The 24,136-nt window shown below is 60.1% G+C and carries 24 protein-coding genes; 17 read left to right on the top strand and 7 right to left on the bottom strand.

All coding sequences use genetic code 11. The features are described 5' to 3' along the window. Window positions 1–234: 234 nt before the first annotated feature. Entirely contained in the window at window positions 235–1,167 is a 933-nt protein-coding gene (locus H2170_04325; GenBank protein ID MCS6299312.1) for a transposase, read from the top strand. Between the two features lie 478 nt (window positions 1,168–1,645). Here H2170_04325 and H2170_04320 read toward each other — a convergent pair whose 3' ends face one another. The 6 genes from H2170_04320 to H2170_04295 all read right to left on the bottom strand — a co-directional run bounded on the left by H2170_04320 (window position 1,646) and on the right by H2170_04295 (window position 9,698). Next, entirely contained in the window at window positions 1,646–3,019 is a 1,374-nt protein-coding gene (locus H2170_04320) for a TolC family protein (protein MCS6299311.1), read from the bottom strand. A gap of 22 nt (window positions 3,020–3,041) precedes the next feature. Then, on the bottom strand, window positions 3,042–6,158 hold the full coding sequence (locus tag H2170_04315) for an efflux RND transporter permease subunit (protein MCS6299310.1): 3,117 nt from the start codon (window positions 6,156–6,158) through the stop codon (window positions 3,042–3,044). A gap of 49 nt (window positions 6,159–6,207) precedes the next feature. Beyond that, window positions 6,208–7,338 (bottom strand): efflux RND transporter periplasmic adaptor subunit, encoded by a 1,131-nt coding sequence (locus tag H2170_04310; GenBank protein MCS6299309.1) that lies wholly within the window; start codon window positions 7,336–7,338, stop codon window positions 6,208–6,210. Between the two features lie 62 nt (window positions 7,339–7,400). Beyond that, window positions 7,401–7,946 (bottom strand): MarR family transcriptional regulator, encoded by a 546-nt coding sequence (locus H2170_04305; GenBank protein MCS6299308.1) that lies wholly within the window; start codon window positions 7,944–7,946, stop codon window positions 7,401–7,403. 223 nt (window positions 7,947–8,169) lie between these two features. Next, window positions 8,170–9,087, bottom strand: a complete 918-nt coding sequence (locus H2170_04300) for a WecB/TagA/CpsF family glycosyltransferase (GenBank protein ID MCS6299307.1) — start codon at window positions 9,085–9,087, stop codon at window positions 8,170–8,172. A 77-nt stretch (window positions 9,088–9,164) separates the two neighbouring features. Continuing rightward, window positions 9,165–9,698 carry a hypothetical protein gene (locus H2170_04295; GenBank protein MCS6299306.1) on the bottom strand — a complete coding sequence of 178 codons (534 nt, stop codon included), beginning with the start codon at window positions 9,696–9,698 and terminating at the stop codon, window positions 9,165–9,167. A 14-nt stretch (window positions 9,699–9,712) separates the two neighbouring features. Between H2170_04295 and H2170_04290 the strand changes: the two genes are divergently transcribed. Further along, on the top strand, window positions 9,713–10,219 hold the full coding sequence (locus tag H2170_04290) for a hypothetical protein (GenBank protein ID MCS6299305.1): 507 nt from the start codon (window positions 9,713–9,715) through the stop codon (window positions 10,217–10,219). 12 nt (window positions 10,220–10,231) lie between these two features. Then, window positions 10,232–11,620 (top strand): transposase, encoded by a 1,389-nt coding sequence (locus H2170_04285; protein MCS6299304.1) that lies wholly within the window; start codon window positions 10,232–10,234, stop codon window positions 11,618–11,620. 259 nt (window positions 11,621–11,879) lie between these two features. Here H2170_04285 and H2170_04280 read toward each other — a convergent pair whose 3' ends face one another. Then, window positions 11,880–12,785, bottom strand: a complete 906-nt coding sequence (locus tag H2170_04280) for a LysR family transcriptional regulator (GenBank protein MCS6299303.1) — start codon at window positions 12,783–12,785, stop codon at window positions 11,880–11,882. A gap of 357 nt (window positions 12,786–13,142) precedes the next feature. Between H2170_04280 and urtA the strand changes: the two genes are divergently transcribed. From urtA to H2170_04210, 14 genes are all read left to right on the top strand, one after another. Continuing rightward, window positions 13,143–14,321, top strand: coding sequence for an urea ABC transporter substrate-binding protein (gene urtA / locus H2170_04275; GenBank protein ID MCS6299302.1), 1,179 nt, complete (start codon window positions 13,143–13,145; stop codon window positions 14,319–14,321). A 101-nt stretch (window positions 14,322–14,422) separates the two neighbouring features. After that, window positions 14,423–15,346 (top strand): urea ABC transporter permease subunit UrtB, encoded by a 924-nt coding sequence (gene urtB, locus H2170_04270; GenBank protein ID MCS6299301.1) that lies wholly within the window; start codon window positions 14,423–14,425, stop codon window positions 15,344–15,346. 10 nt (window positions 15,347–15,356) lie between these two features. Then, window positions 15,357–16,523, top strand: a complete 1,167-nt coding sequence (urtC, locus tag H2170_04265; GenBank protein MCS6299300.1) for an urea ABC transporter permease subunit UrtC — start codon at window positions 15,357–15,359, stop codon at window positions 16,521–16,523. Next, the gene (gene urtD / locus H2170_04260) at window positions 16,520–17,266 is read left to right on the top strand and encodes an urea ABC transporter ATP-binding protein UrtD (protein MCS6299299.1); all 747 of its coding nucleotides are present in this window, start codon (window positions 16,520–16,522) and stop codon (window positions 17,264–17,266) included. Before urtC ends, urtD begins: the two co-directional genes overlap by 4 nt. A gap of 11 nt (window positions 17,267–17,277) precedes the next feature. Beyond that, window positions 17,278–17,967, top strand: coding sequence for an urea ABC transporter ATP-binding subunit UrtE (urtE, locus tag H2170_04255; protein MCS6299298.1), 690 nt, complete (start codon window positions 17,278–17,280; stop codon window positions 17,965–17,967). Window positions 17,968–18,070: 103 nt separating this feature from the next. After that, window positions 18,071–19,300: an acetamidase/formamidase family protein gene (locus H2170_04250; GenBank protein MCS6299297.1), complete on the top strand. Its 1,230-nt coding sequence runs from the start codon at window positions 18,071–18,073 to the stop codon at window positions 19,298–19,300. 28 nt (window positions 19,301–19,328) lie between these two features. Next, entirely contained in the window at window positions 19,329–19,673 is a 345-nt protein-coding gene (locus H2170_04245; GenBank protein ID MCS6299296.1) for a zinc ribbon domain-containing protein, read from the top strand. 177 nt (window positions 19,674–19,850) lie between these two features. Further along, window positions 19,851–20,516 (top strand): MotA/TolQ/ExbB proton channel family protein, encoded by a 666-nt coding sequence (locus H2170_04240; protein MCS6299295.1) that lies wholly within the window; start codon window positions 19,851–19,853, stop codon window positions 20,514–20,516. Window positions 20,517–20,537: 21 nt separating this feature from the next. Next, window positions 20,538–20,969 (top strand): biopolymer transporter ExbD, encoded by a 432-nt coding sequence (locus H2170_04235; protein MCS6299294.1) that lies wholly within the window; start codon window positions 20,538–20,540, stop codon window positions 20,967–20,969. Continuing rightward, entirely contained in the window at window positions 20,966–21,415 is a 450-nt protein-coding gene (locus tag H2170_04230) for a biopolymer transporter ExbD (protein MCS6299293.1), read from the top strand. The genes H2170_04235 and H2170_04230 overlap by 4 nt, the downstream gene beginning before the upstream one ends. Before the next feature lies 1 nt (window position 21,416). Then, window positions 21,417–22,106: a TonB family protein gene (locus H2170_04225; GenBank protein MCS6299292.1), complete on the top strand. Its 690-nt coding sequence runs from the start codon at window positions 21,417–21,419 to the stop codon at window positions 22,104–22,106. Between the two features lie 3 nt (window positions 22,107–22,109). After that, window positions 22,110–23,051 carry a hypothetical protein gene (locus tag H2170_04220; GenBank protein ID MCS6299291.1) on the top strand — a complete coding sequence of 314 codons (942 nt, stop codon included), beginning with the start codon at window positions 22,110–22,112 and terminating at the stop codon, window positions 23,049–23,051. Window positions 23,052–23,061: 10 nt separating this feature from the next. Further along, the gene (locus H2170_04215) at window positions 23,062–23,601 is read left to right on the top strand and encodes a hypothetical protein (GenBank protein MCS6299290.1); all 540 of its coding nucleotides are present in this window, start codon (window positions 23,062–23,064) and stop codon (window positions 23,599–23,601) included. 21 nt (window positions 23,602–23,622) lie between these two features. After that, the gene (locus H2170_04210; protein MCS6299289.1) at window positions 23,623–24,135 is read left to right on the top strand and encodes a hypothetical protein; all 513 of its coding nucleotides are present in this window, start codon (window positions 23,623–23,625) and stop codon (window positions 24,133–24,135) included. Window position 24,136 lies beyond the last annotated feature (1 nt).

Below are 24,136 nucleotides of genomic sequence, written 5' to 3'. Positions count from 1 at the left end.
AAAACCGACCTCTGCCATCTGTCCTCTGACCTCTGTCATCTTCCTTCTCATGAGCTCCTCCAAATACAACGTCACCCTGACCAACTACGCCCGCGGCCTGTCGCGCAGGACCGAAAAAGGAGACCGAAAAAGGGGTCGGGACGTTACATGGAAGGACCGAAAAAGGGGTCGGGACGTTACATGGATACATGGCTGCAACTTTGCGTTTTTCATGCGATTGGGTAGTGGTGCCTGATGCCAAGGAAATTAAGATTGGAAGAGGCCGGGGGATTGTACCACGTCATCAATCGGGGGAACTACCGGCACCCTGTTTTTAATTCCGTCGGAGCGGCCTCGGCCTTTGAACAAACGCTCTGGTCCACCCTCCGCCGGTTCGAGTGGCACTTGCATGGCTATACCCTTATGCCCAATCACTTCCACTTGGCCGTGGAGACTCCCATGGCCAATCTTTCCGCTGGTATGCATTGGCTCGAATGCACCTACGCCACGCGCTTTAATCGGTTTCGGTCCGAATGCGGACATGTGTTTCAGGGCCGGTTTCAGGCCCTGCGCATCGAAAACAGTGCCGCCTTGGCGCGGGTCGTGGATTACATTCACCTCAACCCTGTGAGGGCCAAACTCATATCGGTAGCTGACTTGGATGGGTTTCGCTGGAGCAGTTTGCGCCGGTTTGTGGACGGGAATCGCCCTCCCGGCTTGATCGCCGATTTGTTGCTCGGCCAGTGGGATTTGCCCGATACCGTCGCCAGCTGGGCGCAGTATGTGCAGCGTTTGCAGACTTTGGCGGGGGATGAGGCCGAACAAAAACGCCTCGGATTTGATCAATTCTGCCGAGGCTGGGCTATTGGCACAACCGGCTGGAAGCGGGCCCTGGCCAAGGAATTGAAAAACACTTCGCTGATTGGTCTGGCCCAATCCGAAGCCGGCGCCCTGCGAGAGGCCCGCTGGCTGGCCGTACTCGACGACGCGCTCACCACCGAGGGCAAATCCATCAACGATCTGACTCCTCTGCCCCCGCAGGCTTGCGACCAAATCTGGCGCCTGGCCATCGCAGCTAAACTCCATGCCTCCGGCGCTCCCTACGCTTGGCTCGCAGGAACCCTTGGGTTTCCCAACCCTCACTCCCTCAAGGTTAAACTCTTTCGCCTTCATCTTGTATCCATGTAACGTCCCGACCCCTTTTTCAGTCCTCGCCTTCATCTTGTATCCATGTAACGTCCCGACCCCTTTTTCAGTCCTTCCGTAACAAACCAAGTAGGAATCGAATCGGGTTAAGGCAGAGGGTTCTTTGCCACCGATTTCATCAGTGTTAATCAGTGCTCATCAGCGGTTAAAACTTCAGGGTTCGGGCAATAAAAACAGAGTTACACCCTACACGTTTCGATTTTAGGCTTTAACGCAAAGGCACAAGGACGCGAAGAAGCGCAAGGAAATCACTCCTTTTTAATGCTTTGCGAACTTTGCGCCTCGGCGACTTTGCGTTAAAAATAGCCCCATTCGTTTAAGCTATTGGTATAGCAAAACTTGTCGCTGCAAACCTGCGGGCTGAAGCACCGCACTACGTCGGATCGGCCTACTTTCGAGCAGGGATATTCACCTGACGGCCTACCCAGCCCACCGCCGGTTTCCGGGGTGGGCCTGATGTTCACTGGGCTGCTTCCGGCGCGTAGGCGTCGGGTTCGCCGAGGGCGCGGCGCACGGTGGCCAGGGCAACGTTGTAACTGTAATTGGCCGCCAACTGGTTGGTGCGCGACTGGGTCAGCGAGACGCGGGCCTGCAACACGTCGAGCTGGGTGGCGCTGCCGGCTGCATAGCGCGCATCAGCCAGGCGCAGCGACTCCTCGGCTTGGGCGACGACCTTCTGGGCGGCTTCGGCCAACTCGGCGGCTTCCTGTAACGAGGACAGCGCGGTGCGCACCTGGACCTCGACGGCGAGCTCTTGCTCGCGCGCGCTCAACTGCGACTGGCGCAGGCGGGAGCGCGCCTGTGCGACTTTGCCCGCCGTGGCCCGGCCGTCAAAAATCGCCCAGTTCGACTGCACGCCGACAACCCAGCCTTCGGGCGAGTCGTTAAAACTGTTCGAGCTTATTTTTTTAACCACCTGGTAGCCGCCGATCAGGTCGACCGTCGGGCGGTTACCGGCCTGCTCGATACGCACGCCGGCCTCACGGGCCTTGGCCAGACGATCGAGCCGCAGTAGGTCGGGGCGGTTGGTGCGCGCGGCGTCGAGGGATTTTTGCAAATCATAGCTCACGGGCTGGAAGTCCAAGGTGCCCAAAAACTCGGGGGTTTTGTGTAGGTTTTCCGGCGTGGTGTTGGTGTAGCCGATGGCTTGGCGGAGTTGGTCGACCGAGGTGCGCTTGCGGTTGCGCGCCTTGATGAACTCGGGCTGGGCGTTGGCCAATTCCACCTCGGCGCGGAGAACCTCAAAGTTGGAAATGGTGCCTGCCTCGAAACGGTTTTTGGCGTTCTGCAACTGCTGGCGGAGTAGTTGGACGTTCTGCTCCTGCACCGTGATCTGCTCACGGGCCAGCAGCACGTCGTAGTAACGGGTGCGCACCTCCAGCAGCGCGTTGTTAATCGTGGCTTTGAGGTCGAGCAGGGCCGCTTCGCGGCTGACCTTTTGGGCTTCGAGCGCCGCCGAGATGCCGCCGCCGGCGTAGAGCACCTGGCGGGCTTCGAGCGCGATGCTCCAGTCCTGGTCGCTGCCACCACCTTGGACGAGCTCCTGATCCTTTTTCTTATACGAACTGCCCAGGCCGAGTTGGGGAATGGTCTTGGCCTTCACTTCAACGATTAGGCCTTCCTGCTCCTTGATGCGCTCGCGGGCCTGTTGAATGGAGTAATTGTTCTCCAGTGCGTAGGCGATGGCGTTGCGCAGATCGAGGCGTGGGGGGACGTCGGGCGCTGGGCTAACGGTCTCAACCGGTGCGGCCGCCGGCTGAGCGTCTAACTGGGCCGTGCCGCCGATCAACAGAGCGGCGGGAGCTAGAAGCGCGAGGAACGAGGAGCTTTTCATGGGACGAGTTCGAAAGGATGAATTACTTGGCGGGAACGGGCTGCGGCTGCACGCCCGGAGCGGGTGGGATGGAGGGCTTGGCTTTGTGGTCTTTGGCGAGCAGGACGTAGAGCGAGGGCACGATGAACAACGTGAACAGCGTGCCGATGGTCATACCGCCGACCAGCACCAGGCCTATTGAGTTACGCGCCGATGCGCCCGGGCCGCTCACCAAGGTCAGCGGGAAGTGACCGACCACGGTCGCCACCGAAGTCATCAGGATGGGGCGCAAACGGGTGATCGACGACTCGCGCACCGCTTGTAATTTGCTGCGGCCCTGGGCTTGCAGCTGGTTGGCAAACTCGACGATCAGGATGCCGTTTTTGGCAACCAAACCGACCAGGGTCACCAGGCCGATCTGGGCGTAGATGTTCATCGTGGTGGTCCAGCCGTCGGTCCAGAACGGCAAGTTAGGGTTGGGCATTTTTAGGAAGGTGAAGAGCAACGCGCCAAACATCGCCAGCGGCACCGAGCCGAACAGGATCACGAACGGGTCGCGGAAGGAGTTAAACTGCGCGGCCAGCACGAGGAAAATCAGCACCACGGCCAGACCGAGCGAGGGCAGGAACTTGTTGCCCTCGGCGCGCAGTTGGCGGGACTCGCCCGTGTAGTCGATGACATAGCCCTTGGGCAGGATCTTGGCGGCCTCGTCTTCGAGGAAGCGCAGCGCCTCGTCGAGCGGCACGATGCACACTCCGGACAGCGACACGGCGTTGAGCTGCTGGAAGCGGTTGAGCGTGCGCGGCACCGTGCTGTTTTTGATCTCGGCCACCGTGCTCAGCGGGATGAGTTTTCCGCCCGGGCCGGTCACGTGGAGATCCTTGATCTGCTCGGCGGTGAGCCGGTCAACGCGTTTGATCTGCGGGATCACTTTGTAACTGCGACCGTCGATGTTGAAGCGGTTAACAAAGTTGCCGCCCACCGCCGCGCTCACGTCGGCACCGATTTGGGTGAGGTTCAGGCCGAGCGCGGCGACCTTGTCACGGTCGATCACGATCTCGGACTGGGGTTGGTCCACCTTGACGTCGATAATCGGCGGGAAGGCGAACTTCTTGCTGGCGATGGCGCGCTTTTGCAGCTCCTGGGCGAAGGTGAGCACTTGGTCGCTGGGCGCGGTGGAGGCGATGTAGAACTCGACCGGGAATTGGCCGCCGCCTGGCAGCGCGGGCGGGGTCACCGCAAACATCTGGATGCCGGGAACGGCACCCAGCTTTTGCTGCACCTCGGGGATCATCTTAAACACGCTGCGGTCGCGCTCGGTCCAGGGTTTTACCACGAGGCCGCCGAAGCCGGAGGTCGGCCGGGTGATTTGGAAGGTGAAGTCGGTCTCGGGTAGGCTGCGGAACTCTTTTCCGGCGGCGGCGGCGTAGAGGCTGGTTTGGTCGAGGGTGTTGTTGGCACCGGTGTTCATGATGCCGAAAATAACGCCTTGGTCCTCAGCCGGGGCCAGTTCGGTGGGCGACATTTTAAACAGCGGCAGCGCGAGCAAACTCACGAAAATCCACACCGCATAAACGTAGGGGCGGTTGCCCAGCGTGCCGTCGAGCAGGCGGGCGTAACCGCGTTTGAGGTGCTCAAAACCGGCGTTGATCTTGGCCGGCAAACCCTGGTGCTCGATGTCGGCGGTGAGCAATTTGGCCGACATCATCGGCGAAAGGGTCAGCGCAACCACGCCGGAGATCGTGACGGCGCCGGCTAGGGTGAAGGCGAACTCACGGAACAACGCGCCGGTGAGACCACCTTGCAGGCCGATGGGGGCGTAAACCGCCGCCAAGGTGATGGTCATGGCGATGACCGGGCCGACCAATTCGCGTGCGCCGAGCAGCGCGGCATCGAGCGGGGTTTTACCCTCGCCGATGTGACGTTCGACGTTTTCCACTACCACGATGGCGTCGTCGACCACCAGACCGACCGCCAGCACCACCGCGAGGAGGGTCAGCAAGTTGATGGTGAAGCCGAAGGCCTGCATAAGAAAAATCGCGCCAATCAGTGACACCGGAATGGCCACCACCGGCACGAGCACCGAGCGGAATGAGCCGAGGAACAGGAAGATGACGATGACGACAATTAAGAGGGTTTCCACGAGGGTTTTGACCACGTCGTGAATGGCGTCGTTGATGTAGGCGGTGGAGTCGTAGGCGACGCGGTTTTCCAAGCCGGTGGGCAGGTCTTTGGCTATGCCGACCATCTCGGTGCGGATGCGTTTGATCACGTCGATCGAGTTGGCGTTGGGCAGCACAAAAATGCCCATGAACACGGCGGTCTGACCGGAGAAGCGCACCTCGGTTTCGTAGTCCTCGGCGCCGAGGACGACGTCGGCGATGTCCTGCAAGCGCACGATGGTACCCCCCGATTCCAATACAACGAGTTGTTTGAATTCCTCGACCGAACGCAGGTCGGTGTTGGCAGTGAGATTGACCTGTATGAGTGCGCCCTTGGTCTGGCCGACGGCGGCTAGGTAATTGTTTTTTGCCAGCGCGGAGCGGACCTGCGCTGGGCTGAGGTTGAGGGCGGCCATGCGCTCGGGTTTGAGCCAGATGCGCATGGCAAAGGTGCGCGCGCCGAGCACCTCGGCGCGTTGCACGCCGGGCACGGCAGTCAAGCGTGGCTGCACCACGCGCACCAAGTAGTCGGTGATCTCGTTTTGCTGGAGGACGTCCGAGCGGAAGTTGAGGTAGGCGGCGGCGAATTGGCTGTCGGCCGAGATGATGTTAATGACGGGCAACTCGGCCTCGGGCGGCAGGTCGCCTCGGACCTTGTTCACCTTGCTGCTAATCTCGGAGAGCGCCTTGTTGGCGTCGTAGTTGAGTTTCAGGCGGGCGGTGATCGTGGAAACGCTCTGGGCGCTGTTGGACTGGACGTAGTCGATGCCGTCGCACTCGGCGATGGCGCGCTCCAGCGGCGTGGTGATGAACCCGCGCACCAGCTCGGCGCTCGCGCCCACGTAGGCGGTGGTGACGGTGACCGAGGCGTTCTCGCTGCGCGGATACTGGCGCACGTTGAGCGAACGATAGGCCTGCAAACCGGCGATGATGATCACCAGGTTGATCACGATCGCCAGCACGGGCTTGCGGATGAAGATGTCGGTAAAAGATTTCATGGTGGTGGCCGGGTGGGGCGGTTAAGCGCCTGCCAAGCGATGCGGTTGATCAGGAATCGGAAGGCTTGGGGGCGAGCTGGGCGTTGGGGGCGAACTCGTTTTTGACGGAAACCGTCGAGCCGTTGCGCAGTTTGAAAACGCCCGCGCTCACCACGGTGTCGCCGACTTTGAGGCCGGAGGTTACAGCCACGAAGTCGCCGCGCGCCGTGCCCAAGCGCACGAACTGCTGGCGCACGACTTGCTGGGTTTCGCCGGTGGCCTCGTTTTTCTTCTCTTCGACGACAAAAACCGTGTCGCCGTAGGGCGCATACAGCACGGCGGTGGCGGGGATAATGATGACCGGCGCGGTCACCGGCAGCACGATCGAAACGGTGCCAAACATGCCCGGGCGCAGGCGCGAATCGGCGTTGGGCAGGGTGACCTGGAGCTTCACGCTGCGGGTGGTGGGATCGAGGTCGGGGTTGATCGCGGTGACCTTGCCTTCAAAAAGCTGGCCGGGATAGGCGTCGGTGACGACGCGAGCGGTCAGTCCCTCGGAGACTTGCCCGAGTTGCTGCTGCGGCAGGGACAGATTGAGGAAAATCGGGTCGAGCGCCTGAATCGAAACGATCGGAGTGCCCACGGGGAGGAATTGGCCGACGTTAACCAAACGGATGCCGGCTCGACCGGTGAAGGGGGCGGCGATGAGTTTTTTGGCGAGGATCGCGCGGAGGTTATCGGCCTGGGCGGCGGCCTGTTTGGCCTGGGCGTCGGCGGAGTCGAGGTCGGCTTGCGAATTGGTGTTCTGCAGGCGCAGTTCACGGGCACGGGTGAGGTTAAGACGGGCGAGTTCGGCGGTGGCCTCGGCGGAGCGCAGTTGGGCCTGCTCGACCGAGGTGTCGAGTTCGACGAGCACGGCGCCGGCGGCGACGCTGGCACCGGATTCGAAGTCGATCTTGCTGACGGTGCCGGCGACTTCGGCGCTCAGCGTCACGCCCTGCACGGCGGCGAATGAGCCGATCGCGTTGAGGGTGGTCTCCCAGGTCTCCGCGCGGACGACGGCGGTGGTCACGGCATCGGGTGGCGGCACCATGGTTTTGCCGGAGGCGATGAGGGCGCGGATCTGCAGGGCTTTGACGCCGGCGATGGCGCCGAGAACGAGCAGCAGAGCCAGGCAGGTGAAGGCGATTTTCTTGATCATGGTTTTGTGGAAATTGAGTGGCGGTTAAGGCTAATTCGAAAGGGTGGGGGCGGGGCTGCGGTTCAGCGTGGGGCGGGGTCGCCGGCGGGAGAATCGGGGTTGGTGCGCTCGACGATTTTGTGGAGCAGGTTAACGAGGGTTTTGCGCTCCGCCTCGTTCAAGTTGCCCATCAGGCCGTTGATGAGCTGAAAGTGGGTGGGCAGTAGGCCGTGCATGAAGGACTGGCCCGCCGGGGTGAGGTAGACCGAGATTTGGCGGCGGTCGGCCGCATCGGGCTCGCGGCGGACAAAGCCGTCGCGTTCGAGGGTGTCGAGCAGGCCCGTGATGGTGGCGCGTGAGACGGAGGCGAGCTCGGCCAACGCGGCCGGCGTGCTGGGGCGCGGGCACTCGGTGTCCTTTTTCTCCAGCAAGAGCATCATCACCAAAAAACGCCCCTGGGTGATATCGTGTGCGGCAAAATGCCCGTTCATCACCCGACAAACCTCGTCGCTGGCCCGAATCAGGTGCATGAACGCCTCGCAAGCCGAGGGATTGAGGTCGGGGAACTGCTTGGACGCCGCCACCAGGCACTCGTAGCGGGGCAGGTCTTTGAGAACGAGGCGTTGCATGCGGGAAGTGAGGGAGCGGGCTGGTGAGTTTGGGCGGGCGTGGTGCGGGAGCGGGAACAATGAGGCGGCTGACAGTTAGTCGTTTAATCAATACATCAAGGAGGAATCCACGGTTTTCCTGATTGTTACCTGCACAGGTTAATTCGGCCGGAGCGGATTTGCTGACTGCCCAACGCTGGTTTGGTGGCGGCCTTGCGTTGGTTTGCGGACTGACGATGGCCGTTTAGCGGGCGCGCTTCGGCGCAGCCAACGGCGGCAGGCGGTCGCGGTGCCGCCACAGCAGCGAAACCAACGCGAGCGCCTCCCAGTAACGCCGCCAGAATTTACGCGGGTTGGACGCCAAACGTAGTAGCCAGCCAAGCACCATGCGGTCGGCCCAAGGCGGGATATTGGCCTGTCCTCCGGAGAGAAACGCGATGGCTGCACCGAGGCAGAGGATGGATGTCGGCACCTGGAGTTGGGCTCGCAACATCAGCCCGAGTCGCTCCTGGACGCCGCCACCGATTGCTAGCATCACGACACGCGGTTTGCGCGCCTCGATGCGGCGAAGCAACTCGGCATCCTGAATGGCCCCGAGTGGATAGTGCGGGGCGAGGTAAACGTCGGCCTCAGTCACGGGAAAACCCTTGCTGACGAGCCAAGCGCGATTGCGTTGATCCTCCTCGGACGAGGGCATTACCCAAAAGACGGCACCCGGCTGCTTGAGTTCGGGCCGGGCGAGCACGGCGACCATGAATTTAAGCCCGGAGAGCCGCGGGAGCTTTACACCCGTAAACGCGCGCCAGAGCAGGACCATGAAGCCGGAATCGGTGATGGCCAGGTCGGCCGTGGTCAGGGCCTCGCGATAGGAGGCGGATTTGACCAAATCGGCCGCCAAGCCTGGCGCGGATGGGGCGACGACGAGCATCGAGGGGAACGCGCCCTCGGTGCCGCTGGGGGCGGTCAGTACGGCGGCGCCGGCTACAGCGCTTCCGCGCTGCTCATGGGTGCCGGCGAGTACCGCTGCGGGAGTGCGCGGGGGGGCGCCCGAGGTAGTGCGCTGAAAGGCGTTGGACTGGTCGATGACCCGCTCGACGGCTACCGCGACGGAGCCGGTAAAGAAATGGATGCCAAGCAAGCGGGCTGAGGTCGGGTTGCGCATGAAGCTGGACCGAGCAAAACCATTAACCCGTCCCAATCGATCCCTAAATGAAGGGGACGGGATGACTCAGCGCCGATTCATAGCGGGAAGTTTAGCGAGGTAAGGGCGCGGAGCGCGCGACGGTCATGATTTTCTGACATGTGAGCGAGAAAGTCGGAGGTATAAAGGTGATGTTTTTGGGGGCGTTGGCCGCGCCAGTGCATGAAAAGGCTATTGGCCCAGCGGTTGAACATACCGTGGATACAAACCGCGTTCGGGCGGCGTAATCGGCAGCGATCATCCTGGCGCGAGGCGTCGAGGTGGGCATGCAAACCGGTTTCGATTCCCCAGTGCGCAAGGTTGACCTCCAGCCATTGGGCGGGAGTCAACTCGGCGGCGGGGCGACTGGTGATCAGCGCCACGGTCTCGGTGGGCTTGCCGTGGCGTTTTCGGCAGGTTCTCGCGGCTTGCGCCACCAGGGGGAAGCAGGCGCTTTCCGCGCTCAACTCGCGCGCCACCAGGGTGCGCGTCACGGGGTGCTTCTTTTCCTGGGTGGTACGTTGCTCGGCAGCGGGATCTTTTAACCTGAACTCCGAAGTTGAGTCAGGAGTGGAATCACGAAAGCGCTTCATTGTAGGGTGGTTGAATGACAAAAACCACAACCACAGATGCCCACAAAACAGACGCCACTCCAGTCACCCCATTGTTTGGGGGCGCGAAAGTGGTCGTGGACGAAACCGCCAAGGCAGTGACGCCTTTCGGAGGGTTGTGCAGCTTCATCGTTTATTTGCAGCAGATCGGCTTCGGGGCCCGCGTGGCGCAGGCCATGCCGTTCCCGGCGCTGACTTCCCCCAACGGTATCCCGTTGGAGCATACCTTGACGGCGTTTCTCTTCGCAGTGGTGACCGGGGCCAGTCGCTTTGCGCATGTCGATTGGTTGCGCGGGGACAGGGCCTTGCATGCGCTGCTCGGCATCCCGCGATTCCCGGGCGACGACACGGTGCGCGACTTCTTCCGTCGGTTTACCCAGCGTCATATCGAGGAGTTTTGGCGGCCGCTATGGTCGTGTTTGCTTACCCTAGGAGCCTGTCGGACTTGGAAAAATAAACGCATTAAATATTTGTTTTATATTGACTACCAATTAAAAGCGTAACTAAGTAGTTCCATGGCAACCAAGTTCGTTATAATTGATCGGCGCACTCCGTTACTGCTGCCGCCCGACCTGCGGGATTGGGTGAAGCCGGATCACTTGGTGCATTTTGTCATCGATGCGGTTGACTTGATCGACGTCAGTTCGGTGTCCGTAAATCAGCGTGGGAGCGGCAGTGCGCAATACCCGCCGTCGATGCTCCTGAGTTTACTGACTTACAGTTACGCGACGGGAGTTTTTTCCAGCCGCCAAATTGAGCGCACGACCTATGAAAACGTGGCAGTGCGCCTGCTCTGTGCCGACACGCACCCCGACCACGATACGATTTGCACGTTCCGCCGGGAGAACCGGAAATTGGTGCAAAAAGCTTTTGCTCAATTACTTCAGATGTCTGCGGCGTGCGGAGTGTTAAAGATCGGCAACGTCACGGTGGCCGTCGATGGCACCAAAATACTTGCCAACGCCAGCAAGCACTCGGCGGTGAGTTATGCCCATGCGGTTAAGACGATGGAAGTCCTTGATCTGGAAATCGCTGAACTGTTGCGCAAAGCCGACGCTGCGGACGCGATCCCGCTGCAAGACGGGTTGACGATCCCCGCAGAGATCCAGCGGCGCGAGGAGCGCAAGGCGACGTTGGCCAAGGCCAAGGCGGAAATCGAGGCCCGGGCGCATCTGCGGTTTCAGGCGGAACAAGCTGAGTATGAAGCTAAAATGGCAAAACGCTCCGCGTCCGAAGCCGACACGGGTAAAAAACCGCGTGGCCCAGTTCCCGTTCAGCCCGACCCCACTCCGGGCACGAAAGACCAGGTCAACCTGACCGATGAAGTCAGCCGGATTATGAAAACGGGCAACGGCTTCCAGCAGTGTTATAATGCACAAGCCGGGGCCGACACCGACTCGCGCCTGATCGTCGGTGCGCGGGTCTGTAATGCGCCCAATGATAAACAGCAGCTTGAGCCAAACCTGGCGGCCATCGCGCAACATATTGAGGTGGCGAACGTACTGATTGACAGTGGTTTTGTGAGTGAAGCGGCGGTGACAAAGGCCGAGTCCGCACCGGACGCAACCACAACGGGCGTAACTGTATATGCAGCGATGAAACGGGAGCCGCATGGCCGCACGATCGCCCAACTCGAACAGCACGAAGACCCGCCGCAACCGGGCCCCGAGGCGAGCTTCGCCGAACGCATGATCCACCGCACCGCTACGGCCGCCGGACGAGCGTTATATAAACTACGGCAAGAAACCATTGAACCGATTTTTGGTATTATAAAAGAGGCGCTCGGCTTCCGACGTTTTTTAATGCGCGGACTGGAAAAAGTATCCCTCGAATGGGAGCTGGTGTGCCTGGCCTACAACTTTAAGCGTCTTCATCGCCTCAACGCCAAACTGCGGCCGGCCTAACCTCGCCAACGCAGGAAAACCAACCCTCAAACACCAAAAAAATCCGGACGCGCCATTGATTAACCGCCCTAATCCAACGGGCCACAGCCCGAAGGAGTATTTTAGGCCCCAAAATCTATCCGCCACACTCAAAGTTGGCGCGCGGGCCGGGGACTTGGCCCGAACCCGCTTTTTTCAGTCCGACGGGCTGCTAGCCTCGGCGAGTTCCAGCTTTGGCCGTGGCCCAAAGCGGTCGCTTAACGTGCGAGCCCGCACCGTATCAATTTCCCCATTTCTGGATGGCCGCTTTGGTCAGATTAACAAACAGGGTTTCAGCGGGATTGAGCGTGTAGGCTTTCCTGCATGCCAGCATCCACCGCCGTTTAAGTGGCACCCGGCCCAGGGAAATCTGGGTCAGGCTGCCCGCCTTTAGATGTGCCGCCACGGCCCATGAGGGCAGCAGGGCGATGCCGGTGTTGTCGGTAAGCCTGACTTTAATCGCCTGCTCGTTTTCAAACTCAAAACGCGATGGGGTCCCCCGCGTTTCATTTTTAAAGTAATCCGTGATCCACTTGTGGGATTCTCCGCAGTCGGTGACCAGGGGCTTTCGAGCGAGGATCTCGCCAAGCGGGACGCGGCTTTTAGATGCCCACTCGTGGCGGGAATTCACGATCAGCCGCAATTCGTCCGCACCGAGCAGCGTCATATCGAGTTGCGGGTTGCTTGCCGGCTCCAGCAGGACCGCCAGATCGACTTGGCCATCGGTGAGAGGGGACGACCCTTTGGTTGTGGGGAGGCCTTCGATCTGCACCGGGCAGTCAGGATAAAGCCCCCGGAATTTTTTGAGTACCGCCGGTAGCAGGAAGTTTAAAATGTCGGTGTTGGCGCTCAGCCTGACCCGTGATTCCTGTTTCCCGGTCAAGGCATCCACGTTGGCGCGCAGCAGTCGCAGGTGATCTAAAACGGCAATCGCTTCGGGAAGCAGGGTGTGGCCCGTAGGCAGAAGGTTCATGTGTCTGGGGCTACGCTCGAAAATGCGGCACCCTAGATTGGTTTCTAGCGCCTTAAGTGCATGGCTGATCGCGGATGGCGTCTGGCCGAGTTCGCGGGCCGCCTCACTCATGTTCAGCGTGCGTGCCAAGGTCACGAACACATGCAGGTATTGGCTTTCTATGTAGGGCTTCATGGCGCGCTGCGGTCCGCTGCCTGTAGCACAGAAAGGTCCAATTCAGGGACATCCCCCCAGATATCGTGTAGTGGGGTTATGAATTCGAGTCATGGGGCTGTGCATTATTTTCAGCATGGCGTAATCGGCGCGTTTTAGGGCCTTGGCACAACCTGTGCTAAATCCCTCCCATGCGTATCGGTAAATCCACTCCAGCACTGCCGGTCGCATGTCAGGGGCTGAGGCCCTCGGCCTTGGTGAAGTAGCCCATTTCCCCCGCTTCCACGGGATAACAAAAAGCAGAATAACCACATGAATACGTCTCAACTGAAAACGTTCGCTCCACTCCACACGCTCCGGCGTGCACTGCCGGGTCTGATGTTGGCGGCTAGTTTGTCTCTGCAGGCGGCTGACTATCCGACCTCGAAAGTTAACACAACGGGTCTGGCCGTCACCGATACCACGGTGACCGTTGGCCAGTTGCACTCCGCCACCGGCACGATGGCGATCAGTGAAACCGGTTCGATTCAGGCCGAACAGCTGGCTATCGATCAAATCAACGCCATGGGCGGCATCCTCGGTCGTCAGATCAAAGTGATCCCTGAGGACGGTGCGAGCGATTGGCCCACCTTCGCCGAGAAGGCCAAAAAACTTCTCGTTAACGACAAGGTTGCCACCGTATTCGGTTGCTGGACCTCGGCGTCCCGCAAAGCCGTGTTGCCCGTCTTCGAAAAGGAGAACGGTCTCCTTTACTACCCGACCTTCTACGAAGGCTTGGAGCAGTCCAAGAACGTGATTTATACGGGCCAAGAGGCGACTCAGCAGATCCTCGCCGGCTTGGATTGGATCGCCAAAGAAAAGGGCGCAAAGACCTTTTATTTGATCGGCTCTGACTACATCTGGCCGCGTACGTCCGCGAAAATCGCCCGCAAGCACATCGAGAACGTTCTCGGCGGCAAAGTTGTCGGCGAAGAGTTCTACGCCCTCGGCCACACCCAGTTCGGTTCCTTGATCAACAAGATCAAATTGAAGAAGCCGGACGTCATTTATGCCATCATCGTTGGCGGCAGTAACGTCTCCTTCTACAAGCAGCTCAAGGCCGCTGGTATCACGGGTGAAAACACCACGCTGATCACCATCTCGGTCACTGAGGATGAAGCCCTCGGCATTGGCGGTGAGAACCTCGTTGGTTTCTACTCGGCGATGAAGTACTTCCAGTCCCTCGACAACGCGAACAACGCCGCTTTCGTCAAAGCCTTCAAGGCCAAGTATGGCGACAAATCGGTCATCGGTGACGTCACCCAGGCCGGTTATCTCGGGCCATGGTTGTACAAGGCCGCTGTCGAAAAAGCCGGTAGCTTTGATGTGGATAAAGTTGTCGCCGCCTCCCCTGAGTTGGAGCTGACCACCGCGCCGGAAGGTTACGTGAAACTCCACCCCAATCATCACCTGTGGAGCAAACTGCGCATCGGCCAGTGGAAGATGGATGGTCAAGTTAAGGTCCTCTATGAGTCCGGCCTGATTGAGCCCAACCCGTTCCCTAAGGGCTATCAATAAGCCGCCATCGGTTACGTCGTTAATCAACCCCGCCTGCCGCTTAGCGGTGGTCGGCGGGGTTTTCCTCTCAGTCTTTTTTTAGCCAATCGATTTCTTGTAACATGGGTCAATATACCGCTTCCGAATTGTGGTCGATTACGGCCATGCAGAGTTTTGCCGGATTCAGCCTGTTCAGCGTGCTGCTGCTCATGGCTCTGGGTCTCGCTATCATTTTCGGGCAGATGGGGGTGGTGAATCTCGCCCATGGCGAGTTTATGGCCCTCGGTGCCTACACCGTTTACCTCTGCTCTCAACTGGCGCACACCTACGCACCTGCCCTAGTTCCGATTTACTTTTTGGTCGCCATCGTGGCCGCCTTCCTCGCCTCGGCATTAGCTGGGTTGTTCGTCGAATGGTCGCTCATCCGCTTCCTGTATAAGCGCCCCCTCGACACGCTGCTGGCCACTTGGGGCTTGAGCCTGATCATGCAGCAGCTCTTCCGCACCATCTTTGGTGCCCGCGAAGTGACGCCCACCTTGCCCGATTGGCTGATGGGTTCGTTCAAGCCGTCCGAATCAATCGACATTCCCATCAACGGCGTCTTCGTGATGGCCCTCACGCTCGCCCTGACCGGTGGAGTCTGGTTGTTCATGTACCGCTCGCGACTTGGACTACGGATGCGCGCCACCGTGCAAAACCGCTCCATGAGTGGTGCGGTGGGCATCAATACGCGCTGGGTGGATCGCATGACCTTTTCACTGGGGTGTGGAATCGCCGGTGTAGCCGGAGCCGCATTTACGACAATTGGCTCAACGGGGCCTGACAGCGGATCGCGTTACATTGTGGATACGTTCCTGGTCGTGGTTTTTGGTGGCACGGCGAGTCTGGCCGGCACGATCGCATCGGCCTTCGGCATCGCCCAGGCCCAGTCGATCTTCGAGTTCTTTTTAGAGGGAACCATGGGTAAAGTCGCGGTGCTGCTGACCATCGTGATCATCCTGATGATTCGGCCCAAGGGGCTATTTGCTAACAAGGTGCGCTCGTAACCTACCTAAAATGAAAATTTTATTTGATCGTTTGTTTGCAGGTAAACACGGGGCGAGAAATTTGCTCGTACTCGGTCTCATCCTGCTGGTTATTCTGCCGCTTTCGCTGGATATTTTCCGGCTGAATTTGGTGGGTAAATACCTCACCTACGCTTTTGTTGGCGTCGGTTTGGTTCTCCTCTGGGGCAAGGCCGGTGTGCTCAGTCTCGGTCAGGGTGTTTTCTTCGGACTCGGAGGCTACTGTATGGCGATGTTCCTCAAATTGGAGGCGTCGGATCCGATCAGCACCAAGATCCAGTCCACGCCGGGCATCCCTGATTTCATGGACTGGAATCAGCTCAAGGCGCTCCCTTCGTTCTGGGTTCCGTTTCACAGTTTCCCGTTCGCCTCCGCTGCGGTCTTCGTAGTTCCCGCTCTGCTGGCCTTCTTTATAGGTCTTGCGATGTTCAAACGCCGCGTCGGCGGTGTCTACTTTGCGGTTATCACCCAGGCCATCGCTCTCATCATCTCCTTGGCCATCGATGGTAATCAGGGCCTCACCGGTGGGCGCAATGGAATCACCGATTTGCGCACACTTCTCGGCCACGACATCCGCTCGCAGCACGCCCAATATGTCCTCTACTTCACGACGTGTGTACTGTTAATCGGGGTCATTCTCCTGCTGCAGTGGATGCTCTCCGGTAAAATGGGGAAGATTCTCCTCGCTATGCGCGACCGCGAGGATCGGGTCCGCTTCTCGGGCTACGACGTGTCCGCTTACAAAATCTTCATCTTTAGCCTGGCTGCCGCGCTCAGCGGACTCGGTGGCGCGCTCTTCGTCGTCCAGGTCGGCTTTATCTCGCCTTCACTGGTTGGCATCGTACCCTCGATCGAGATGGTGATTTTCACCGCGGTGGGCGGAAAACTGTCACTCTACGGAGCGGTTTACGGTGCCCTGTTGGTGAATACGGGAAAGAGTCTCTTCTCGGAAAACTTCCCGCAGCTGTGGCTGTTCATGATGGGCGGTCTGTTCATCGCCGTGGTGGTGCTTTTCCCCAATGGCATCGCCGGCATTTGGCAGAATTTAACTGAAAAGTTCTCCGGCTGGTCTGCTGCCCGCCGCAAGGCGCCAGTCGCTGTCGCAACCGAAGTCATCGCTCCTGTCGCCTTGGAAACTGAAACCAGCAAAACACCATGAGTAACCCAAAAGAATTTATCCTCTATATCGAAGACCTCACGGTCTCCTTCGATGGGTTCAAAGCCGTCGACGGGCTCAACCTCTACGTGGAAAAAGACGAACTGCGTGTGATCATCGGTCCCAACGGTGCCGGTAAAACCACCGTGTTGGATCTGATTTGCGGAAAAACCCAGCCCACCGCCGGCAGTGTTCTATTCAACGGCAAGGAGCTCATCGGGCTATCCGAACACGAGATTGTGCGCGAAGGGGTGGGGCGGAAGTTTCAAACTCCCTCCATCTACGAAAACCTCACCGTGTATGAAAACCTGGAGGTTTCCTTCCCTCGGGGCCGTGGCGTGTTGGGGTGTCTGGCCTTCTCGCGATCTGCCGATGTGGTCGCTCGGATCAATGAGGTCGCCAAGGAGATTTACCTCGATCACCTGCTGGACGCCGAAGGTGCTATCTTAAGTCACGGGCAAAAACAGTGGCTGGAGATCGGCATGCTGCTCATGCAGGAGCCTCAGCTCATCATGCTCGACGAGCCGGTGGCGGGCATGAGCCCGGCGGAACGCGAACAGACCGCCGCCTTGCTCAACCGCATCAGCAAAGGTCGCGTGATTATCATCATCGAGCACGACATGGAGTTCGTATCCCGGATCGCCCACCGCGTCACGGTGTTGCACCTGGGGAAAATCCTCGCCGAAGGCTCAATGGAGCAGGTTCAGCACAATCCAAAAGTCATCGAAGTGTATCTCGGCCATTAAACTCAAACACTATGCTAACCGTTTCAAATCTTCAGGTGGGCTATGGCCTGAGTCGGGTGATCCAAGACGTTTCCTTCACCGTCGGTGACGAGGAGATTTTGGCCATTATGGGGCGCAACGGCATGGGCAAAAGCACCCTGCTCAAGGCCCTCGTTGGCATGCACCCGTCCAAGTCCGGGCGCATCATGATCGACGGCGTGGAGTTGCAGGACGCGCCCTCCTTCGAGCGGGTGCGTCAGGGCATCGCCTTTGTGCCCCAGGGCCGGATGATTTTCCCCTACCTCACGGTGGTTGAAAACATGCTCACCGGCGCCCGTGGCCCGGTGGACCCATCCACCTATGATGAGATCTACACGCTCTTCCCGGTCCTGCACGAAATGCGCAAACGAAAGGGCGGTAACCTCTCCGGCGGCCAGCAGCAGCAGCTCGCCATCGCCCGGGCACTCATCACCAACCCGAAGGTGCTGATCCTCGATGAGCCAACCGAGGGTATCCAGCCTTCCATCATCAAGGACATCGCCCGCGCGCTCCGCGAAATCCGTAAAATGCGCAAAATCTCCATCCTGGTCACCGAGCAGGTGGTGAGCTTCATGATGGATTCCTGCGACCGCGCCATCGTCATCGAACGCGGCCGGTTTGTGCACGAGGCCCCGCGCTCCGATCTCGACGCCGACAAGGTTAAAAAACTGCTCGCCGTTTAAAACCACTCCCGAGTCGCCCGGCCCGATTCGGGCGACTCGGACCAACACCCTTTCCCCGCCTGTACCCAACCGTCACTGCTCATCCTAAATCACCACACGCATCATGGCTAAAACGCTCATCAAAATAGATCTCAATACTCCTCCGACCCAGCAGGATTGTATCCATAATCGCTGGCACCCCGACCTTCCCATGGTCGCGTATGTGAAACCCGGTGACGAGTTCCGCGTCGAGTGCGTGGACTGGACCGGTGGTCAGATTTTTGACAACGACAGCGCCAACGACATCCGCGACGTTGACCTCACCAAGGTCCATTACCTGAGCGGCCCCATCGGCGTTGAAGGAGCCGAGCCCGGAGATTTGCTCGTGGTGGACCTGCTCGACGTCGGCATTCTGCCGGATTCGGCGTGGGGTTTCACTGGCCTGTTCGACAAAAAGAACGGCGGCGGTTTCCTCGACGAACACTATCCCGAGGCTCGCAAGGCCTGTTGGAACTTCAGCGGTGTTTACGCCAATTCCCGCCACATTCCCGGCGTCGAATTCGCGGGTATTATCCACCCCGGCCTCATCGGCTGTCTGCCGTCTCGCGAGTTGCTCGATATCTGGAACAAGCGCGAAGCCGCGCTCTTCGCCACCGATCCCAACCGCACGCCCCCGCTGTGCACCTTGCCCTACGCCGAGACCGCGCACATGGGCCGCATGAAAGGCGAAGCCGCCAAGCTCGCCGCCATGGAGGGCGCCCGCACCGTCCCGCCCCGCGAACACGGCGGTAATTGCGACATCAAAAACCTGAGTCGTGGCTCCAAGGTTTATTTCCCCGTTTACGTCAAAGGCGGCGGTCTTTCCATGGGCGACATTCACTTCTCCCAGGGCGACGGCGAAATCACCTTCTGCGGCGCCATTGAAATGGCCGGGTTCCTCGATTTGCGGGTGAACATCATCAAGGACGGCATGCGCAAGTACGGCATCGTAAACCCGATCTTCCAGCCCAGCCCGGTCGAGCCGCACTACACGCGCCACCTCATCTTCCAGGGCATCTCGGTCGACGAGTCGGGCACGCAGCACTACCTCGACGCCACCATCGCCTACCGCCGCGCCTGCCTTAACGCCATCGAGTACATGAAGAAATTCGGCTACACCGGCGAACAGGCCTACGCCATCCTCGGCACCGCTCCGGTGGAAGGCCACATCAGCGGTATCGTCGATATCCCCAACGCCTGCGCTACGCTCTACCTGCCCACCGAGATCTTCGCGTTCGACATCATGCCCAACGCCGATGGTCCCACCAAGCACATCACGGGCACCGCCGACTTGGCGCGCACCTCGACGCCCTGAGCCTTACCGCTCCCCAAACCAGCATTCCATGCCACTCTATAACTACGAGTGTAAGGCCTGCGGCCCGTTCATGAGCTTCCACCTCATGGACGATCGCAACACGCCCACCGCGTGCCCGGACTGCCAGCGGGCGGCCAAGCGAGTCGTTTCCGCGCCTAACTTGGCGTTGATGAGTGCCAGTACCCGCAAAGCTCATTCGATTAACGAACGCAGTCGCTACGAACCGCGAGTGAGCGACAGCCGCAGTGGCCACAACTGCGGCACCGGCTGCGGGTGCAAACCCAGCAAGCGCAAAGCTGCGGTCAAGCGCGATGGCACGCCCGCGTTGCACGCGCCGCGAAAGGGTAATCGCCCGTGGATGCTCGGCCACTGAGCATCCCTATTAGGTGGTCACCCGTTCTCGGCTACGACCAGCAGTAGGTTCCAAAACGCACTCCCTTAACCCGGGGGGTGCGTTTTTTTATGCCCAAATTCCCATCGTAGCCCCTGGATTTCGTTAAAAAACTTCCTTCGGCTGAAGACATCCCGCTAACGTGTCCGCTGATTTTATATGATGCTCTTCGCTCCACTCGCTTTCCTCCTCGGCCAGACGCCGCTGGAGCTTTTCGCAAAAGGCGGCCCCATCATGTGGCCGATCCTGCTCGTATCGTTTTTGGCGATCACCGTGGTGATCGAGCGGGTTATTTTTTTGCTGCGCGAGCGCTCCGCCCGCCAACCCGAGGTGGTTGAAAAAATGCTCGAATTCGTCGAGGCCCGCGAACCCCAGCGCGCCCTCGTCCTGGGTCAGCAGAGTTCCGACTACGTGGCGCGCATCTTGGTGTATGCGCTCACTCACCGGGAACACTCGTTGAGCAACGCCTTCATGCGCGCCGCCAACAAGGAACTGGCCCGCTTCCAGCAGGGCATCGCGGTCCTCGACACCTGCATCACCGCAGCTCCGCTTCTGGGTCTGCTCGGCACGGTCACCGGAATGATGGCGACCTTCGGCGCGTTGGGCGAAGGCGATCTGGGCGCCAGTGCCGGTAAGATCACCGGCGGGGTGGGCGAGGCACTCATTGCCACCGCCTGCGGCCTGGTGATCGCGATCCTCGGCCTGTTCCCCTACAACATCCTCAGCGCCACCGTCGAAACCGCCAAACACGATATCGCCGATGCCTCGCACGCCCTTGAGGTGATCATCCAGAAATCGGAATCAGCAGAGCCCAAAGGCCTTTGAGTTCGCCCTGCCTTTGGCCCCATGACCGGTTCACACAACAACCTGTTTACCTCGCCGCCCAAGCGCGCCCGCATCGAAATCATCCCGTTGATCGACGTGATTTTTTTCCTGCTGGCGACCTTCGTCCTGTTCACCCTTTCGCTTAACCGCTCCGGCGGTCTCAGGTTGGAGTTGCCCGCAGTCGAAACCAGCCTGGCGCGTGAGGCCGACGGGGCCGTCACCGTGTCGATCACCGCCGAAGGGAATCTGGCTTGGGATCAAGAGCGGGTGACCGTCTCCGAATTGACCGCCCGGTTGCAGGCTTACCAGCAGATGGAGCCCAACCCACGCATCCTGCTTAACGGCGATGAAAACGCGCCGTTCTCCATCGCGCGTGGCGTCATTGATGAGATTCGCAAGGCGGGCATCGGCAAAATCCTCATCGAGACGCGACTGCGTCCTGCCAACCCATGAAGCGCTTCTCCGATCCGTTCGGGGTAACGGCGACCAGTCCCAGCGCCCCCAAAAAAGCCCGCATCGAAATCATTCCCTTGATCGATGTGATCTTTTTCCTACTGGCGACCTTCGTGCTCTTTACCCTCTCGTTAAGTAAAATCCAGTCCCTGCCGGTCGATCTTCCGGTGGCGTCCGCTGCCTTGGTTTCCGCTGCTGATGACGACCTTGTTATCCTGCAAATTTCCAGCGCTGGAAGCGCCTACTGGAACAAAGAACTCATCGGCCTGGCCGACATTTCCCCGCGCCTACAGCACTACCGCGCCACTTCACCGCTGCCGCGCGTGCTCATCAGCGCCGACGATCACGCCCGCTACGGCGACGCAGTTCGCGCCCTCGACGAGGTCCGCAAGGCGGGCATCACCCAGGTTTCCATCGAGACCGCCTACCGCGCCACCGGCCGCTGACATGAAACGCGACACCCTCATCGCCCTTCTCGTCGCGCTGCTTTTGCACGTCGCTTTTTTTGCCGGCGGGCAATGGTTTAAATCCCCCGCGTCCACGCCCACCGTCGCTCCCGTTGAGCCGATCCCGGTGATCGAACTCGTGCCGTTACCCTCGGGGGAATCAGCCGCTCCCAGTATGCCCTCCGCTCCCGCTGGTGGAGGGGAGTCCTCCGCGGTGACCTCTCCCGCACCGGAAACGTCCCCTGAACTGATTTCCGCAGCCGTTGATGCCCCCTTTGTCCAACCGATCCAGCCGCAGCCCCCGGGGATGGCCGCACGTGGCTCGGTGATTGCGATACCCGGTGCACGCGGAGGCCCTGGCGGTACAGGTTCCGGCATCGGGCAAGGCCTGGCTAACCTGTTTAACCTGGCCGATCTCGATCAGCTGCCTTCTTCTGCGGTAAGTGTGTCTCCGGTTTACCCTTACGAAATGCGTCGAGCCGGAGTGAGTGGGGAGGTGTTGGTCAGTTTTATCGTCGATACGAAGGGCCAAGTGCGAGACGCCCATGTCGTTAGCTCCACTCGTCGAGAGTTCGCCGACGAAGCGGTGCGTGCGGTGCTTCAGTGGAAATTCAGCCCTGGGCGACGAAGCGGTGTGCCCGTCAACACCCGCATGCAGGTTCCCCTAGTGTTTAATCTTCAGGCGAACTGAACCATGGCTCCTTCGCGTCACCTCCGCCACGTGCTCCTGTTGATCGGGGCCATCGTGTCCTTGGCACTAGTTCAGGCGGCCCCGTCGCCCCCCAAGGTGCTCTCCGCGACCGTCGCCGCCGAGTTGGATCAGCTGCGGACTTTGACCGACAGCCGCGCTTACCCAGCGGCGCTCTCCTTAATCGAGCGACTTTTGGCGCACGCCGCCAATCCCAGCTTTGACCTCGCGGTGCTCTCGCAGGTTAAAGGCCAAATTTTCCTTGCCGAGGCGCGCTACGAACAGGCCCTTGCGCCCCTGCAGCTCGCCGTGGAGCTCGGCGAGCGCCACGGGTTTTTCGATGAGAACACCCGCCTCGATACGCTGTTTCTGTTAGGGCAACTTCACGCGCAACTCGCCGCCACCCCGGGTACGAGAGTGAACCGCCAGCGCAACCTGGCCAGCGCTCTCGACTACGCCCGGCGCTGGCAAGCTCAGTCACCCCGGCCGAGTGCCGAGGTGCAGCTGTTCATCGCCTCGACGCTTTACCAAAGCGCGCTGCTGGATCCCGCCAAACCCGATTTGGCCCAACTCGAGCTCGCCCGACTAGCCGCCGCCGAATCCCTGCTTTTGGAAAACACTCCGCGTGAAGCCAGCTATGTCCTGCTGCTCGCCAGCCAGCAGCAACTCGGCCAGCGCGAGGCCTCAGCCGACACGCTGGAGCTGCTCGTCAAAGCCCATTCCGCCACTGCGGTGTATTGGCAACAACTCGTCGGCACCTACCTCACGCTCGCGTCCGATGCGCCCGACCCCGTAAGCGTATCCCGTTATCAACTTTGCGCTCTGCTCTCTTTTGAACGCGCTCAGGTCCTCGGTCACCTGACGACCGCCCAAGATCAGGCGACCCTGCTCGCCCTTCGCGCGGCGCTGGATTCCCCTGCAACCGCCACTGCTGGCGAAGCGTATTAAGTCTTCACCCATGAAAAAATCCTACTGGATCGCCCCGTTGGTTGCCCTGCTGGTTTTTGCCGCCCTGTTTTTGGCTTTCAGCAGCGCCGAACGCACCCGTGAGCAAACCCGCAGCGCGCGGGCTCAGGCCGACCTGAAGGCCAAGCTTGCAGCCGAGACCGAAGCGCGTCGGCTGGCGGTGATTGAGTCCGTGCGCGTGCAGGCGGAGCTGCAAAAAAAGCAGGAGGCCCGCGAGGCGATTGAACGGGCACGACTGGAGTCACGCCAGAAGGCTGTAACGGATCGCGAGCAGGCCTTGCACGAACAGCAACGTCTCGCGCGCCAGCTTGAGGTCCTGAAAAAAGAGCTGTCGGCCGAACAGCGCGCGCTCGCGCAGCTGACCGTGAACCGCAACGCCGCGCTCGTTGAGCAGGAGTTTCTGAAGAAAATCGTCGTCCAGTCCGAGGCCAACGTAAAAGCCCTTGCCGGGGTCATTGCCCAATTGTCGTCCGGCGAGGGTACGCCGCGCCTCGAAGCCGCCCCCGACCTGAGCTCGAAGAAAAAGCAGTAAGCCTCCTTTTTTAAGCACGCCATGAATCGTTTTTACCTGATCATCCCAATCGTTTTTTTGACCCTGTTCGGCGGCGTTTATTGGTACCACAGCCAGCAAAGCGACGCGGACGCCCAAGCGCGGGCCGCCGCCGTTGCGGCGGCCGAATCGGCCGCAAAGGCGCAGCAATCGGCCGCTGAAGCCAAGGCGCGCGCTGAGGTCGCTTCGCGCGCCGCTGCCCGGGTCGAGGCGGAGCGGAAAAAACAGGAGATGTTGCACGAGCAATGGTCGGCTGAAACAGCTCGGATCGCCGCCGAAACGGAGGGTTATCAGAAGCAGGCAACGATTCTGCGGGCTGAACTGGCGGGAGTTGAACAGCAGTTGAGTGCGGTTCGTCATGCGCGGATTGATGCTGCGGGGCAGGGTTTGGTACTGGCCCGCGAGGTGGAGTTGTTGCGCATCGCCAAGCGCAACGCCGAACTCGAAGTCCAACGCACCACGGAAATCCTCGTCCGGCGGGCCACCCAATCCAGCCTAGTGCCGAATCGGCCGTAAC

The organism is Opitutus sp. (assembly GCA_024998815.1).
Taxonomy (GTDB): domain Bacteria; phylum Verrucomicrobiota; class Verrucomicrobiia; order Opitutales; family Opitutaceae; genus Rariglobus.
This window is presented reverse-complemented; position numbering and strand designations above follow the sequence as displayed.